We start from the raw sequence: 15,956 nt of genomic DNA on the forward strand, positions 1-15,956 counted from the left end.
GAAAGAAAACATCGCCCTTGGATCTTGCAGGAGTACGTTGGTGTCCAGTACGTAGATTTTCTTCAAAATCTCGCCTCCTATTACCCTTCTTATATACCCTATGCAATTTTTGGAGGGATGCTAAAGTGTGGCGACGTGATGTACTACAGTCTATGTTCAGTCAGTCTGAGATAGACGGCCCATCAGCAGAATGAAAAGTGGCAAGCCAGAACAAAATACTCGTAACCCTGTCCTCCTAACGAAGGAAGGCAATACTGGGAAAGGGAGAATGCCTGTGAAACGGATCATGATCCTCGGTTTTAGCTTGTTGCTTACAGCATGCATGTCGGGCAATAATCCACCGGCGAACCAGGCTGAACAACAACCCAAGCATGCCACTCATACTCAGCGCGTCCAGCAAACAGCTCCTGAGCCTGCTTATAATCAATCTTCCCAAGCCACCGCTGATCGTCTCGTTCAATTGGCAACACGTGTGAAAAGGGTACAGAACGCGACTGCTATGGTCATGGGCAAATATGCAGTTGTCGGTATTACAGTAGATCCGAATCTGGATCGCCCAGAGGTGGGCGTAATTAAGTATACGGTTGCAGAAGCATTGAAAGCAGATCCCCAAGGGGCGAATGCCGTAGTAACCGCTGACCCTGCCATCGTACAGCGATTACGGGAAATGGGAGAAGATATTCGTCGCGGTCATCCTGTTTCAGGAATTAGCGAAGAGCTCGCGGATATCGTAGGTCGGATCATGCCGCAGCTACCGCGCAGTGTGCAGCCTCGCGAAGAAACACCTGCTCAAGTAAAAGAAAAACGCATGCATAAAGAACCGCAGGGACAGAACAAGATCAACGCAAATCGTACAGGAACACCTTAATAGAAAAGAGGTATTCCCCGGCTTTAAGCACGGGAGAATACCTCTTTTTGTTTATGGACGGGAGCTTCAGAAGGCAAATTGTCCAACGCTTGCTTCAAATCTGCCACCAAGTCATCCAAATCCTCTAAACCTGCTGACAGCCTGATCAAGCCATCTGTGATTCCCCTTGCCGCTCGTTCCTCTACCGGCATCGCTGCGTGAGACATGGTAGCCGGGTAAGAAAGAATCGTTTCCACTGCTCCGAGACTAACAGCCACAATTGGTAATTTGACGCGATCAAACAACGCTTTCGCCCGCTCGCGGCTACCTACGTCGAAAGAAAGAACGGCTCCATGACCGCTAGCCTGTTGTTCTTGAATGAGATGACCCGGATGATCCACCAATCCAGTATAGTAGACACGATTGACCTGCGGATGGGTAGACAGCCAAGCAGCCAAGCTCGCAGCCGTCTTTGTACTCACATCAAGTCGGGCTTTCAATGTTTTGAGACCCCGCATGACAAGCCAACAGTCCTGCACCCCCAGAATCGCGCCCATGCCATTTTGGATAAAGTAGAGCTGCTCCCCTAACGCAGCGTCTCTGGTCACGGCCAAGCCTGCAACGACGTCGCTATGACCTCCGATAAACTTGGTTGCACTATGAATCACCACATCTGCACCAAGCTCCAATGGACGCTGGTAATACGGTGTAAGGAACGTATTATCGACAATGACGAGCAAGCCATGCTCTTTCGCGATGCGAGAGACCGCCGCAATATCCGTCACCTTCAAGGTGGGGTTAGACGGAGTTTCCAGATAAACCCCTTTCGTCGCTGGTGTAATGGCTGCACGAACTGCTTCTGCCTGTGTCGCATCCACGAATGTAACCGAAATCCCCATTCTCGACAATACCTTGGTCAAAAACCGAAACGTCCCACCGTATACATCTTCTGCTACAACGACATGATCTCCGGCTGAAAACAGCATGAACACACTGGAGATGGCAGCCATGCCTGATGAAAACGCAAAGCCGCGAGCGCCGCCCTCCAACGATGCAATAGCTTCTTCTAATGCCTGCCTGGTCGGATTGCCTGAACGCGCATAATCAAATGTACCTGGCTGATCCAGATCAGCCTGATGAAACGTGGAAGCCTGATAAATGGGAACCGACGACGCACCTGTGAACGGATCAATGCAAGTGGAACCGTGGAGGACCTTGGTTGCAAAATTCATCGTACGCTCCCCCCTACGACCAGACTGGCATTCAATGCCTGAAACAAATCAGCCACTAAGTCATCCGGATGCTCGATGCCAACCGACAGTCGCAGCAATCGATCACAAACACCGACATATTCCCTTACTTCTTGCGGGATATCGGCGTGAGTCTGCGTCGCCGGATAAGTACACAATGACTCTACACCGCCTAGACTTTCCGCAAAGGATACAATTTGCAGATTTTGCAGGAATAATCCCACCTGCTCGGCAGACCGCACCCGGAAGGAGACCATCCCGCTATGCCCAGTCGATTGTTTCACCTGAATCTCGTGTCCAGGATGCTCTTGCAACCCTGGATAAAATACCTCCGCCACTGCCGGATGGTCACGCAGCTTTTGCGCAACGATCAGGGCATTGGATTGATGACGCTCCATGCGCAATGCCAAAGTCTTCATCCCACGAACGAGAAGCCAGCAGTCTTGCGGTCCGAGGACAGCACCGATTGAATTGTGCAAAAACCGGATTTTTTCCGACAACTCCGCCCCTTTTGTTACGATGAGCCCTGCCAGCACATCGTTATGTCCAGCCAGATATTTCGTTGCGCTATGTAACACGATATCTGCGCCAAGCTCCAATGGGCGTTGACAATACGGAGTTAAGAATGTGTTATCTACGATGGTAAGGAGCTCGTGTTGCTTCGCCAATTGAGTCACTTCTCGAATATCAGTGATCTGCATGAGGGGATTGGTTGGTGTTTCTACAAAGATGGCCTTTGTTCCGGGACGAATTGCATCCTTCAGTGCGCCAATATCACGCAAATCGACGTACGAAAAAGTAAGACCGTAGCGCGAGAGCACTTGCTCAAACAACCGATAGGTTCCTCCATATAAATCGAGTGAAACGATCAGGTGATCCCCTTGGGAAAACAAGCCCATTACTGTATGAACAGCAGCCATGCCTGAGGCGCAAGCGAATCCTGCATCCCCTGATTCCGCTTCTGCGATGGTTTCCTCCAAGATAGAGCGTGTAGGATTGGCTGTACGTGTATAATCGTATCCGGTACTCTGTCCCAATGCAGGATGGCGATAGGCCGTTGCATAGTAGACGGGAAAGCTCACCGCCCCTGTCTTTTCGTCTCTGCCTACTCCTGCCTGAATCAACTTCGTTTCCAATTTCATGTATGTTTCTCTCCCTCCAATAGTGTACGAGGGCATGAAAAAAGCCCCCTTTCCTCTGAAAGAAGGCTTTGTTTACGTCGCCGTAAGCAAATCCTTCTCATCTTTCAGAGTTTTGATAACTCTGCAGGAATTAGCACCATTATCTCCCTGTGAAAATAACAGGTGATTGGTTGCCGGGCATCATCGGGCCAGTCCCTCCGCCGCTCTGGATAAGAAGATTGCTATTCAATTTGATTGACCCTAATACTAAAGGATCAGCAGGATTGTTGTCAACAATTATTTCACCAGCTAGTTTGCCTCTCTCAAGGCAGTCATCACTTGATTGTCCAGCTTTGCTGCCGCGTTTTTGTCATACGTCTTTTCGTACCCGGGCTCTACCGAGATACGCGAACCGTAAAACATAATATCTCGAACCGCCTCAATTTTGATTTCCGCCATGGCGAGCTTGAGTGGGACACCTTCTAGTCGTTCCGCTTTGACTGTAGCACGACCATTGATTGCAAAAGATGAGCCGGCACCGATCAAGTGCAGGACAACTTGCGGCTCCTTCGCAATATTAGCCAAAATACGCGAACGGTTATCCACGGCAAAACGAATCGTATCGGCGCTGGCAGCAAACGTCCAGGACAGGGAGCTGAGCGATGGTGCCCCTGACTCATGGTCTACTGTGCCCAAGGTAACAAATCGCTCCTTTTGCAAGAGCTTGAACAATTCTTCGGAAAGAGTTTGGGAAACAGTTTCAGCCATTTGAAAGCCTCCTAACAAACGTTTTGTACGTTCATTGTACCCTTCGCAATTCGGATAGGCAAACGTTTCCTGCCCTCCTTGATTCTGGTTGTCTTTTTCCCTAGACTGGTAGGTAAAGATACTGAATCGTGGAAGGGGATAGACATCTTGACGCCTACAGACCGCCTCATGCAGCAAATCGATCAAGTCCTTGAAGAGCTTAAGGAAGTCCGGAAGGTAAATGAGCGGATGCATAAAATTGCGATGTTCCTGGAAGATATTCGACTGGCCGATGTGATTCAAAATTACACAGCCCCGCGCAAGCTGCTCTGGATCAATTTCCTCGCAGGTCTTGCCCGGGGTCTGGGTTTGACGATTGGAACTGCTATCGTGTTGGCTTTTCTCGGGTCTTTATTGACGCAATTTCTCTCGATCCCGATTATCGGGGATTACATCCGACAACTGGTGGAGTACGTCGAGACCTACAAGCAGCGGCCATAACCGTAGAGATTAATCTCTGTCGTTGTCACGGTCGTCGTCACGGTCGTCGTCATCTCTGTCGTCATCATCTCTGTCGTCATCATCGTCATCATCTCTGTCGTCATTCCACTTCTGATCGTGCTTTTTCCAATAACCGTATGCGTTGCCATTGGGATGCTTATGCTTCCCTTTTTCTTTTTTCTTTTTGTCGTCATCATCATCGTCTTCATCGTCGTCTGTTGGTTTCACAGGCGCGACAATCACTTTTGTGCTTAATGCCATGTCAGCTTTCTTTACCAGCTTATCGTCTTCAAACAGTTGGAATTGAATCGTTTTGGCACTAAACGAACGATTTTTGTAAGACAATGTCAGGGAAAACTCGCCTTTGTCGTTCGGTTCAATCTCTTTCTTCTTTCCGTCAGGAGCGATGACAAACAGCTCGGTATCATCCTTTTTATTCCAACCGCTTACGGTCCCCTTCAGTTGAATGGACTTGGTCGCAGGATTATTCACAGCAGTTCCCTTGATGGAATATACATTGACTGGATCCTTATCAGTAGCATTGACGATATCTACTTGAACGGAGTCAGAATCAACCTTCTTGCCGTCCTCGTATACCTCGATCAAGGCTTTTTGATCTTTCGCTGCTTTTACATCCTTCAATGTAACACTAAAGCTGCCTACGCCATCCCACAGCTTCTTTACGTTTGCCTCTTTTTTCACGCCATTATAGGTGACTGTTACTTTGTCTGCCCCCTGCTTGACGATTCCTTTTACTTTTAATTCCTTTTTCTTTGCATCCAAAACAGACATGGTATGGATGATCATTTCCTTATCTTCGTCTGTTTTCGGAACGATCTTTACCTTTTCACTATCTACCAGCTGGCTGCCTTCATATGCACTCACAGTTACATACGGCTCATAGGATGCATCCGGAGCTTCAAAGCTGATCGTAAAGGAGTGCTCACTGGTTGGAACGACTTCGATAATGTCAGAATTCGGCTTTTTCACCACAACCTTGGTGACATCTGAAGTCACGATCCCCTTTATGTACACCTTGTTATTTTGAGTCTTGGCACTGACGCTAACGATTTCTTCATCATTGTCTGTCAAACGCACTTCCAACCAGATATCACTGTAGTACTCGTTGTAAATACGCTCCCACTCTTCTTTATTCTCTTCCATATAGGTTTGCAGCTTCGTATTCAGCTTGATCTCATCTACAATGACGTACAAGTGATCCGCTTGATGTTTCAACAGCATATTCAACGTGGTTGGATCATTTTTGGCCAGCTCTTTCAGATTGTAGCGCGTGACTTGCTTTCCTTCGTCATTCATGACTACCTTCGTTGCACTTGGACTACTAGCAATCGAGGTTGCATCGGCAAAAATCGGCGTTAAACAGCCAATAATACCTGCAGCAGTAACCACTGCTAATACGGGCTTGGTCATATACTTTTTCAACGGTAGTTCCCCCTTCTCATCTGCCAAAATCCCCCTGTATGCTTGGGGCTAACATACTGACGGTGGGATGTTTTCAAAAGTTGCACATTCCACTAAACCGAGTCTTATTACCTATGACAAGCCATCAAAATCAAAAGACTCCGCCCAACTTCCGAACTATCTCGGCAAGTAGGGGGAGTCTTCATCCCGTTAGTTGCAATTGAATTTGGGTTCACCCTCAATTGCGGCCAATAAAGATTGTACTGATTCTGCAGGATATCGCGCCTCGATTGGTTGCGAATCTGCAGTTCCAACAAGGACGTACCAACTACCTTCCTGGCGATAGCCAATTTCAGTGATGAGATGGTCCTCTTGCAGCAATTGCAGGAAAAAAGCAGCAGTGTCCAAAGCAGAGCGATCTTCTGGCCGTGCATCCGCAACTACTTGAATTTGGAGCCAGTTAAAGAGTGCATCTTCACGCTTCACGAGGTTCTCCTCACTTTCGCCCAGTTTGCTCTGGCTTAATCCGCACCTTCACAATCACGAGAATCGCGATCGCTACCAGCATTGCACTTTTTACAGGAAGCTGCACATCCAAAATAGCGAAAATGAGAGCCCCAGCAAACAAAAGTATGTACAAGAGCACGTTTTTTAATATAGGCATACGGATACGGGTAGCAAAGCCAAGATAATAAACGATAATTAATTCCACAAACAAAATCCAAGCCCGATATTTATCAGCCCATATGCGAAAGCTGTCATATGCCGTGAGCTGATCTGGATTAGCTGGTACATAGGTTGATGCGATTTGTATCCAGTCCATCACTTATCTCTCCTGTCTTCAAGCGGTGATACTCCTATCGTGTCACATTCCATATCGTAGGCGGAATGAAACGAATAGTCATTCCTTTTTCCTTAAAGAAAACGCTATCCTTCTTACTTTATCAGGTGGTGGATTCTGTGTCAAAAAACGGCAGCTCCTTCCATGAATCTGGCATGATTTTCGCTGTACATGCTATGATGTAGGTATGTCAGTAGAAAAAGGTGGGAATAAGATGAGCTTATATGATATTGCCGTCAAAACGATTTCCGGTGAAGAAAAAACAATAGCTGCCTTCAAGGGCCATGTACTGCTAATCGTGAACGTCGCCAGCCAATGCGGCCTTACCCCTCAATACAAAGGTCTTCAGGAGCTGTACGAGCGTTATCAGGATAAGGGTCTTGTAGTCCTTGGCTTCCCTTGCAACCAGTTCGCAGGCCAAGAGCCAGGAACAGAAGAAGAAATCGTAGCGTTCTGCGATCGAAATTACGGAGTTACGTTCCCCCTGTTTGCGAAAATCGATGTCAACGGCCCTGGTACTCATCCGCTGTATCAGCACTTGAAGGAACATGCCCCAGACGGAGAAAATCAAGAGATCGAATGGAACTTCGCGAAATTCCTCGTGGATAAAAACGGCCAAATCGTAAAACGAATCGGCGCCCGTACCCAGCCTGAAGAGCTCGTCGCAGATATCGAAAGTCTTTTGTAAAGGAAACCATGTAAAGACAAAAGCTCCCACACTCAATCGCTGTGCAGGAGCTTTTTTTGCGTTAGGATACCGGGATGATCCATTCTCGTACACGCTTGGCGTCAGTTGGACTCATCCCCGCTGTCACATGGGATAAAGCCCCTTTCCAGATTGACATAACAAATCAATAGAACGAAAAAACGCCACTTCATCCCCTAACAGGATAAAGTGGCGTTCCACATTTCATGCTTATGCTTGCGGTTGTGCTTCCCAACGTTTTTGCTTCTCATAGCGCTCACGATCTGATTTGTTCAGATATTTTTTGCGCAGACGAACGGATTGAGGAGTTACTTCGCACAACTCATCATCGTTCAGATATTCCAGCGCCTCTTCCAAAGATAGCATGCGAGGAGCCTTCATTTTAACTGTCTCATCCTTGGTTGCAGAACGTACGTTAGTCGCATGCTTTTCTTTACATACGTTTACGGTCAGATCGTTGTCGCGGTTATGCTCACCCACGATCATTCCTTCGTATACTTCTGTACCTGGCTGGATGAACATCGTTCCGCGATCTTCTACAGACATCAAGCCGTAAGTGGTTGCTGTACCCGTTTCATGGGAAATGAGCACCCCAGCGTGACGTCCACCTACCGCTCCTTGAACAAGCGGACGATAGCTGTCGAAGGAGTGGTTGAGAATGCCGTAGCCGCGTGTGATCGTCAAGAACTCTGTACGGTATCCGATCAGACCGCGGGATGGAATGATGAATTCCAGACGAACTTGTCCGAAGCCGTTGTTGATCATGTTCACCATCTCGGCTTTACGTTGACCCAACGTCTCCATAACAGCCCCTGTATATTCCTCAGGCACATCAATAATCAACAGCTCAGCCGGTTCCATTTTTTGTCCATCGATCATACGAATGATAACCTCTGGCTTGGACACACCCAGCTCAAAGCCTTCACGACGCATGTTCTCTACCAGAATGGACAGGTGCAATTCACCACGTCCAGAAACAACATACGCATCTGGCGAATCAGTTTCATCTACACGCAGAGATACATCTGTCTCAAGCTCAGCCATCAGACGATCGCGCAGCTTGCGAGAAGTAACGTGCTTACCTTCGCGACCAGCAAACGGGCTATTGTTCACCAAGAACGTCATTTGCAGCGTTGGCTCATCAATTTTCAGCAATGGCAATGCCTCTGGATGGTCAATGTGGCAAACCGTTTCCCCTACGTTGATATCGTCAATACCTGAAATCGCTACGATGTCTCCTGCTCTCGCTGTTTTTTGCTCAACACGTTGCAGACCGGAGAAACCGAACAGCTTTTGAATCCGTGCTTTTTTCACTTCGCCTTCGCGAGTGGTAACAGATACCATATCATTCACGTTCATGGTTCCGCGATAGATACGGCCAATCCCGATACGACCCAAAAAGTCGTTGTAATCCAGCATGGTTACTTGCATTTGGAGCGGAGCAGATTCGTCTGCGTCAGGAGCAGGCATATGCTCGATGATGGTGTCAAACAGTGGGCGAAGGTCGCCTTCCAGTTTATCTGGCTCATGTCCGGCAATTCCTTGCAGACCGGAAGCATACACGATTGGGAATTCCAATTGGTCTTCCGTCGCATCCAGATCAATGAACAGGTCATACACTTCGTTGATAACTTCTTGAGGACGTGCATTGTCGCGGTCTACTTTGTTCACGACAACGATTGGGGTAACTTTTGCTTCCAGCGCTTTTTTCAATACAAAGCGTGTTTGTGGCATACAGCCTTCGAATGCATCGACGATCAAAAGAACGCCATCCACCATGCTCATGATACGCTCAACCTCGCCGCCGAAGTCAGCATGGCCCGGTGTATCCAAGATATTGATGGTGAATTCATTGTATTGTACGGACGTAGTTTTCGCCAGGATCGTAATTCCACGCTCGCGCTCCAGGTCATTGGAGTCCATCATTCTCTCCTCTACCTGTTGGTTAGAGCGGAATGTGCCCGATTGGATCAAAAGTTTGTCAACCAGAGTCGTTTTACCGTGGTCAACGTGGGCAATAATTGCAATGTTGCGTATGTCAAGACGCTTCATGTGAACCTCCTCTATTATGCATACCTTCCATATTAACAGGTAGTGAAACGCGGCACAATGGGCAGTTTTTTACGGGAGCCACTTCCTGAGTAAAGGATTTTATTTCCGTCATACTAAAGGAAATGGAGGTGGCATACGTATGAAACTGAACGGACAGATTGTTTTGGCTGGCTTGGTCATTGTTGCAACCATTATGACCGGATGTGCAAGCTCGAGCAACAATACGAAAAACCAAGCGCAGACACAAAGTACCACCTATCATCAAGCCCCAGGTGCCAGGACAAGCCTCGCTCATGATTATCATGCCTACACTGGTGGAATCAAAACCCGCAATTATCAAAACAGCTACACGATCAATGATTTTCACCAAGATTTGGCCGAGCAGCTCACCAAGGCCGCTGATGACGTACCTGGTGTAGAGCGAGCTGTCTCCCTCGTGAGTGGCAATGACGCAATCATCGGCATTCGAGTTCGAAACAATTTTGCCCCTGAGCAAGTGCGCGTCATTGAACAGCAGGTTCATGCGGCCGCTCGCTCTCGTGTTCCCAACTTCTCCATCAAAGTAGCCTCCGACGCAGGTACATTTGATCGGCTCCGCGCCATTCGTTCGGATATTTATGAAGAAGCGACGCAGCGGACTAGATCAAACCAGATGACAAATGCATCAACGGAATTTCGTGCTCTGCTCAATGATCTTAGCCGTAAAATTCCTTCTGTAACTCCTTGATGACAAAAATTAGTCGGAGCTCCATATAAAAGAGGTGCGGATTCATCCCGCACCTCTTGAAAACTTTTCCATTTGTTACTTGCTTGCCACTTCTGCCAGTTTCATTTCTGGCTCAACAACTTGCAGTTCACCCAAACCACGAACCAATTTCTTCGCGTAAGTTTTTTCCGGCTTCAGCACGGACACCAAGTAGTCGATGGCAATTTGCGGATCAACGGTTTCCCCACACGTGTAGCAATCCAGAGCAGCAAAGCCACGCTCAGGATACGTATGAATGGACAGGTGGCTTTCCGAGAGAAGAACCAGTACGGTAGCACCCTGAGGAGAAAACTGCTTCGCTTGCACACTCAGTACCGTAGCACCGCATGCCTCAGCAGCCTCAATCATTTCCTTTTTCAAAAATTCTGCGTCGTTCAACAAATCAAACTGAACTCCCCATGTGTCAACAGCAACGTGTCTTCCGAAAGTCGAATATTCCATCTTTCGGTTCCCCCTTCCTAACGAGTGTAATGTTAAACATCGCTAGGACCTGCGTCATTCACTAACGGGGGCGGTTTCCGTTGTTATCCACCCTTTAAAGTGAATCCTGGTTCCTAATCCTGTTTCCAACGAAAACAACAATACCATGCATCGGCCTAGTTTGACAATACCCTTTTTCAAGATTAAACAAGAACTATAAAAATGAATTGATCAATTGCTCGACAGAATGAAGACACCCTCTTGTTACAAGTCGCTCTCGTTGACATCAAATAGTTAAGGTTCTAAACTTTTTGAAAAAGGAACAAACAAGATATAGAGAGGATCGGAACACATGATCACTATCCGCAATGCGAAAGCAGAAGATTTGCCAGCACTGATCGCCATCGAGCAGCTTTGCTTTTCACCAGAAGAGGCTGCGACACAGGAAGCATTTGAGAAACGCATTCGATTGATTCCAGACAGTTTTTTTGTAGCGGAAGAGGATGGTGTCATTGCGGGGTTGGTGAATGGACCCGTTATCGAATCCCCCTTCATTACGGATGATTTGTTTCAAGAAATTAATAAAAATCCGGTATCGGGCGGGCATCAAACCATCTTAGGATTAGCGGTTTCTCCCTCTTTTCAAAAACGCGGCATTGCCTCCATGCTCCTCGCACACCTGGAAGCATCTGCAAAAGTGGCAGGTCGCGAGACGATCACGCTTACGTGTAAGGAAAATTTGATCGGCTACTATGAAAGTCATGATTACCTCAACAACGGGGTTTCCAGCTCAGATCACGCTGGAGCTATTTGGTACAATATGAGCAAACCATTACATTTGCGCTAATTTGAAGGGCAAAAAGAAAAAGCGGGCACCTCTTGTTGGAGGAAACCCGCTTTTTGTTATTCGCTGTGTGATCACATACATAAAAAAGGGCGCCCCAGGCACCCTTTCTCACTAAACTTCTAATTCAAATAGACGCTGCGATAACGCTCTTAATCGAACATCAATTGCTGGAAGTTTCTGTGGGGCATTGCTCTTTGCCCAATTACGCAAATCCAGCCATCGGTCCGTTTCTTGACGTAAGGACTCAATCTCTTGCTCGCTGCCATCCTGCTGGAACAAAGCCTCCAGCTCATTGGCTATGTGCAGAGAGTTATTTTCAAAGATGGACACTTCTTCGTCTCCGGTTAGCTCCTGGATGCTCACGACCGATCCTTGATCGTAGTGATACACCATAGTGAAGCCGTCATAAATCCGGTGGACAATTCCATAGCCTCGGAACGTTTTCATTGCTTTTCTCATGGCATTTGCCAGCTGTCGATCTCGGATCAGATACGAGCTGTCGCATGAGTAGCGGCTGCCAACACGACAAAAGCTCAATTGAATTTCACCGTTATTGTCATTCAAGATTACGTCACGATCGCCATTGTCACACACTTTGACTTGGACTGAAATGTGTTCATTGGTGAAAAGCGAAACGAACTGGTTCAGCTCTTCTTCATTCACCGTGAAATAGGCCTTGGCGTAATTAGTTGCTAAACGCTGTGCCATAAATATCTCCTCAATTCTTTTGGTTTGCATGGGTCGGGTACGACCGAACAGTTATCCAAATCTGAGGAGATACGCTAAGTGTCAACAAAAGAACGCTGTAGAACCTGGCCTTGCCCCGCGAATCGAAAATCGATTTGGGTAATGAAGGCGGATCACCTACTTTTTGTTTTTCGCAAAAAAGCCATTTTTGACATCTTTATTATACCTCAGGTGCCCTCAAAAGTCTTGAGCTAAATGGCGATAAATTTTAGCAAAAAACCGGAATATCCGCAATCAGCCGCAGGGAAACGAAAAGAACTCCCTGATTCATTCAAATTCTTGCTGTTTCAACGAAATTCACAGTGACTTATATCCCTACCGTTGAGGTCATCGCTTTTTTGATCGCAGCCAGTTCTTCTTCAGACAGATGGTAGCTCGATGTCCCTTGCTCCAGTGGCTTGGCGTACACGCGAGATTCTTCTCGTCCAAAAATGCTGGTGACCACTACGCCGTTTCCAGCGTCATCCGTTATCGCCAGCGAAAAGCTAAGATCACTGCCGACATCCCCGAAGGCATTGTAGCGGATAATCGCTACTTTGCCGCTTTGCGCAGCCATTCGTTGCGACAGACGATTGATGGCAAACTGCTGATCGCTATGCTGCTTTTTCATTTCATCTACTTGATTCAGCAGTCTGTGCAAGCCCTCCTCGAGGTTGGCTCCTCCTGTCCCTGTCATGATCCGATTAATCGATTTCCTCAATCGACTAATCCGGACGGACTGCATGATCACGACCCATATCAGGATCAGTGTCAATGCGATAACGGCTAAAAGCAGGAACGCTACATTGGGGATTTGTGATAGGAATGCTTCCAAAACTTTTCTTCCTTTCCGGCGCGTGCGTAAATATGCTGTTAAAAACCTTCTTTATTGTACAACCGCTTGGCCTCCCATTCAAACAAGTCTTTTACAAAAACAAGAATTACGAAAATAGCGACTACCAGACCAAAAAAAGCGACACCCTCATTAGTTTGAGATGTCGCTTTTTCATTCCATATACGTTTGTGTCAAACTCATCGTCCTTTGGCTATCCTCCAGTCTGCCTACGCTTCCAAAAGCAGCATTTCCCGGCGAAGCTGTTTTAATCGCTCTGTGGACTGCTTCATTTGAGTTTGGTCTTTTGCTTGCATCGCATCATACAGTGTTGCCAATTCATAATCCAACTCCAGACGCAAGACCGGGATACGTTCTTCCGAGTCACGTCGTTTCATCGCGGCGATTACCTGATCCATCGTTACATTGCAAAATTTTTCATAGATCACTTTTTTCTCAGCTCCTTTTAATTCCACTATTCTGACGACTTCGCCGTACTGGATTTGCTTCAGCAAGACGCACTCTTCAAAAGTGACCTTGATCATGGCATGCCCTTTTGCCCGCTCTACGAAGTGGTACAGTACGAGTGCCACCCGAGAATCATTGACAGGAATGCCTGCAATGTGCAGCTTATAAGACCCGTTTAAACGCTGCATTTTCCAGTCGGATCGGCCGTCTGTGGTGTTCACGAGGAGGTGAAACTGCTCGGGAGATTCTTTCCACGTGACGCTCACCCCTGCTTCCACCAGGGCCTGCACCATCGCGTGCAATGTTTTGCGGTCAAACCAAACTGCCAGATGATAATACTCCAACTCCATGCCGAGATTCATCATTCAGAAGGGCCCTCCCCTTTGACAGAATACTCTGATATCATTTTCGCCGTAAGGGAGTGAGTGGTATATCATATTATTCAGGCTTTGGTTTTGCTATTCATAAACTCGGCATGTATTTTTTTCCTGGATGGTATGATATCATATGGAGGATTCCAAGCTCCCTTGACGGGGACGATCGCCCTTTTCTTTACAGGTAGCGTTCGATGATGTTTAAAATGAGGTGTTTGTTACATGGCAACGTTTCCAGGCTTTCGTCAAGAAGATTTTGATGTTTTCGCCATTGATGGATTGGATGCTCGGATGGACGCGATCAAAACCAATATCCGTCCCAAATTCGAAGCACTCAGTCAACACTTTGCGCCCTTCCTCTCCGTAGCTACTGGGGATGAAATGTTTACGCACATTGCAAAGCATGCACGCCGAACGGTGAACCCTCCAGCAGATACGTGGGTCGCCTGGGCTAATGATAAGCGCGGTTACAAAAAGCATCCGCATTTTCAAATCGGCTTGTGGGGAACACACTTATTCGTTTGGTACGCGGTCATTTATGAGTCTCCTGCCAAAGAGGTCATCAGCAATGCGTTTAACAAGCGTCTAGATGAGGTCATCGAGATGGTTCCGGAGCATTTTCATTGGTCGCCTGATCATATGCAGCCAAAAAGTACTTCTCAAAAAGAGCTAGGCACATCTGGTGTGAAAAAGCTGGTAGACAGGTTAGGTCAGGTAAAAAAAGCGGAGCTGCTCTGTGGAATTACCATTGACCGTCATGATCCCGTCCTTGCTGATGCTGAAGCCTTGACGAGTCGTCTAGAAGACACATTTGGCGTTTTGGCTAAGCTCTACACGTTAGGTAACTCTCGTGGATAAACCGCCTCCCGATGGAGATAATTAAGATATATGCAAAAGAACAGGTCCGCTTTCATTTGAAAAACGCAGGCCTGTTCTTTTGTGTGAATACAACCGTATTTTTTATGACAAAGACTGCAGTCGATCCAAGGATTTGTTCACATCGCTAAACATGCGATCAAACAATTGTTGGACACTTGGTACATCTTGAATCAAGCCGATAACCTGTCCAGCCCAACCAAAACCATGCTGACTGTCGCCTTCATAAATAAATGTGCAATTGTTCTCTCCACTGATGAAGCTCTTTAATTGGTCGTAGCCTGCTCCTTCTTTTTCCATTTGGAGGATGTGATCAGAGCCTGGTGTACGAACGACCCTGGCAGGTGTACCCAATGTGCGTTTGATGACTGCCGTATCGTGCTCAGTTCCTGCAACCAGCGCCTCTTTATAAGCAGAATGTGCATGAACACACTCTTGTGTCGCAATAAAGCGAGTCCCCATCTCCACACCTTCTGCGCCAAGTGCAAGCGCTGCCAAAATGCCCCGGCCATCACCGATACCACCGCTGGCCAGTACCGGAATTTTCACAGAATCCACTACACGCGGAATCAGAACAAACGTCCCGATATCATCCCGACCCAGGTGTCCTCCACCTTCCTGACCGACAGCCATGACAGCATCTGCGCCAATCGACTCTGCTTTTTGCGCTTGACGGGCCGAAGCGACCAATACGAGCTTTTTGATGGGATGACCATCGAGTCTGCGCAGCAGCGGCTCTGGATTGCCTCCTGTTACAGATATAGCCGCAACTCCTTCTTCAATCGCCACATCCAAAATTTCTTCATAGGGCCGACCATGTTGTCCAATGGCAAAATTTACACCAAATGGTTGATTCGTCAACATGCGAACCTTACGAATCTCCTCCCGCAGTGCCTCAGCGGATGGCAAGGACATGGCTGTAATTTGTCCAAGTCCTCCGGCATTTGACACCGCAGCAGCCAAGTCTGCGTACGCTAAATAAGCCAACCCGCCTTGGACTACCGGATATTTAATTTGAAGTAGTTCCGTTACTCTTGTTTTCATCCTTTTATCACCCCGTTTAAATGACCTTCTCGCCTTACAGGCCAAACTCCTGCCACTACTCGTGATCATGAATAAAAATTCGCTTGCTTTCCCCCCCTATTTTGCTATACTCAATT

At 47.3% G+C, this 15,956-nt stretch carries 18 protein-coding genes and 1 riboswitch; of the genes, 6 read left to right on the forward strand and 12 right to left on the reverse strand.

Going from position 1 to position 15,956, the window contains the following annotated elements; genetic code table 11:
- Positions 1-268: 268 nt before the first annotated feature.
- Positions 269-868 (forward strand): YhcN/YlaJ family sporulation lipoprotein, encoded by a 600-nt coding sequence (locus AB1L17_RS29405; RefSeq protein WP_412848518.1) that lies wholly within the window; start codon positions 269-271, stop codon positions 866-868.
- Between the two features lie 23 nt (positions 869-891).
- Here AB1L17_RS29405 and AB1L17_RS29410 read toward each other — a convergent pair whose 3' ends face one another.
- From AB1L17_RS29410 to AB1L17_RS29420, 3 genes are all read right to left on the reverse strand, one after another.
- Entirely contained in the window at positions 892-2,079 is a 1,188-nt protein-coding gene (locus AB1L17_RS29410; RefSeq protein ID WP_412848517.1) for a trans-sulfuration enzyme family protein, read from the reverse strand.
- Positions 2,076-3,239, reverse strand: coding sequence for an aminotransferase class I/II-fold pyridoxal phosphate-dependent enzyme (locus AB1L17_RS29415; RefSeq protein ID WP_412848516.1), 1,164 nt, complete (start codon positions 3,237-3,239; stop codon positions 2,076-2,078). Before AB1L17_RS29415 ends, AB1L17_RS29410 begins: the two co-directional genes overlap by 4 nt.
- A 94-nt stretch (positions 3,240-3,333) precedes the next feature.
- A riboswitch (SAM riboswitch) is annotated at positions 3,334-3,455 on the reverse strand.
- Positions 3,456-3,527: 72 nt separating this feature from the next.
- A complete protein-coding gene (locus tag AB1L17_RS29420) occupies positions 3,528-3,986 on the reverse strand; it encodes a pyridoxamine 5'-phosphate oxidase family protein (RefSeq protein ID WP_412848515.1) in 459 nt (152 codons plus the stop codon).
- A 168-nt stretch (positions 3,987-4,154) separates the two neighbouring features.
- Between AB1L17_RS29420 and AB1L17_RS29425 the strand changes: the two genes are divergently transcribed.
- Positions 4,155-4,466: a DUF5665 domain-containing protein gene (locus tag AB1L17_RS29425; RefSeq protein ID WP_412848520.1), complete on the forward strand. Its 312-nt coding sequence runs from the start codon at positions 4,155-4,157 to the stop codon at positions 4,464-4,466.
- A 9-nt stretch (positions 4,467-4,475) separates the two neighbouring features.
- Here AB1L17_RS29425 and AB1L17_RS29430 read toward each other — a convergent pair whose 3' ends face one another.
- From AB1L17_RS29430 to AB1L17_RS29440, 3 genes are all read right to left on the reverse strand, one after another.
- A complete protein-coding gene (locus AB1L17_RS29430) occupies positions 4,476-5,909 on the reverse strand; it encodes a hypothetical protein (protein WP_412848514.1) in 1,434 nt (477 codons plus the stop codon).
- A gap of 189 nt (positions 5,910-6,098) precedes the next feature.
- Positions 6,099-6,374 (reverse strand): hypothetical protein, encoded by a 276-nt coding sequence (locus tag AB1L17_RS29435; protein WP_412848513.1) that lies wholly within the window; start codon positions 6,372-6,374, stop codon positions 6,099-6,101.
- Positions 6,375-6,384: 10 nt separating this feature from the next.
- Positions 6,385-6,711, reverse strand: coding sequence for a YlaH-like family protein (locus AB1L17_RS29440; protein WP_412848512.1), 327 nt, complete (start codon positions 6,709-6,711; stop codon positions 6,385-6,387).
- Between the two features lie 232 nt (positions 6,712-6,943).
- Between AB1L17_RS29440 and AB1L17_RS29445 the strand changes: the two genes are divergently transcribed.
- Positions 6,944-7,417 carry a glutathione peroxidase gene (locus AB1L17_RS29445; protein WP_412848511.1) on the forward strand — a complete coding sequence of 158 codons (474 nt, stop codon included), beginning with the start codon at positions 6,944-6,946 and terminating at the stop codon, positions 7,415-7,417.
- A 228-nt stretch (positions 7,418-7,645) separates the two neighbouring features.
- Here the strand turns inward: AB1L17_RS29445 and typA are convergent, their stop codons facing one another.
- A complete protein-coding gene (gene typA / locus AB1L17_RS29450; RefSeq protein ID WP_412848510.1) occupies positions 7,646-9,487 on the reverse strand; it encodes a translational GTPase TypA in 1,842 nt (613 codons plus the stop codon).
- Positions 9,488-9,626: 139 nt separating this feature from the next.
- Here typA and AB1L17_RS29455 point away from each other — a divergent pair, with 139 nt between their 5' ends.
- A complete protein-coding gene (locus AB1L17_RS29455) occupies positions 9,627-10,214 on the forward strand; it encodes a YhcN/YlaJ family sporulation lipoprotein (RefSeq protein ID WP_412848509.1) in 588 nt (195 codons plus the stop codon).
- Positions 10,215-10,289: 75 nt separating this feature from the next.
- On the opposite strand, the gene speD is transcribed toward AB1L17_RS29455, so the two are convergent.
- Positions 10,290-10,694, reverse strand: a complete 405-nt coding sequence (speD, locus tag AB1L17_RS29460) for an adenosylmethionine decarboxylase (protein ID WP_412848508.1) — start codon at positions 10,692-10,694, stop codon at positions 10,290-10,292.
- A gap of 331 nt (positions 10,695-11,025) precedes the next feature.
- On the opposite strand from speD, the gene AB1L17_RS29465 reads away from it, so the two are divergent.
- Entirely contained in the window at positions 11,026-11,520 is a 495-nt protein-coding gene (locus AB1L17_RS29465) for a GNAT family N-acetyltransferase (RefSeq protein WP_412848507.1), read from the forward strand.
- A 111-nt stretch (positions 11,521-11,631) separates the two neighbouring features.
- On the opposite strand, the gene AB1L17_RS29470 is transcribed toward AB1L17_RS29465, so the two are convergent.
- The 3 genes from AB1L17_RS29470 to AB1L17_RS29480 all read right to left on the reverse strand — a co-directional run bounded on the left by AB1L17_RS29470 (position 11,632) and on the right by AB1L17_RS29480 (position 13,908).
- Positions 11,632-12,228, reverse strand: coding sequence for a hypothetical protein (locus tag AB1L17_RS29470; protein ID WP_412848506.1), 597 nt, complete (start codon positions 12,226-12,228; stop codon positions 11,632-11,634).
- Positions 12,229-12,574: 346 nt separating this feature from the next.
- On the reverse strand, positions 12,575-13,081 hold the full coding sequence (locus AB1L17_RS29475) for a DUF4446 family protein (protein WP_412848505.1): 507 nt from the start codon (positions 13,079-13,081) through the stop codon (positions 12,575-12,577).
- A 227-nt stretch (positions 13,082-13,308) separates the two neighbouring features.
- Entirely contained in the window at positions 13,309-13,908 is a 600-nt protein-coding gene (locus tag AB1L17_RS29480) for a YkzI domain-containing protein (protein WP_412848519.1), read from the reverse strand.
- A gap of 234 nt (positions 13,909-14,142) precedes the next feature.
- On the opposite strand from AB1L17_RS29480, the gene AB1L17_RS29485 reads away from it, so the two are divergent.
- Positions 14,143-14,778: a YktB family protein gene (locus AB1L17_RS29485; protein ID WP_412848504.1), complete on the forward strand. Its 636-nt coding sequence runs from the start codon at positions 14,143-14,145 to the stop codon at positions 14,776-14,778.
- Positions 14,779-14,880: 102 nt separating this feature from the next.
- Here AB1L17_RS29485 and AB1L17_RS29490 read toward each other — a convergent pair whose 3' ends face one another.
- Positions 14,881-15,885, reverse strand: a complete 1,005-nt coding sequence (locus AB1L17_RS29490; protein ID WP_486599055.1) for an NAD(P)H-dependent flavin oxidoreductase — start codon at positions 15,883-15,885, stop codon at positions 14,881-14,883.
- Between the last annotated feature and the right edge of the window lie 71 nt (positions 15,886-15,956).

This window comes from Brevibacillus jepli, from assembly GCF_047229145.1.
Classification (GTDB): Bacteria; Bacillota; Bacilli; order Brevibacillales; family Brevibacillaceae; genus Brevibacillus.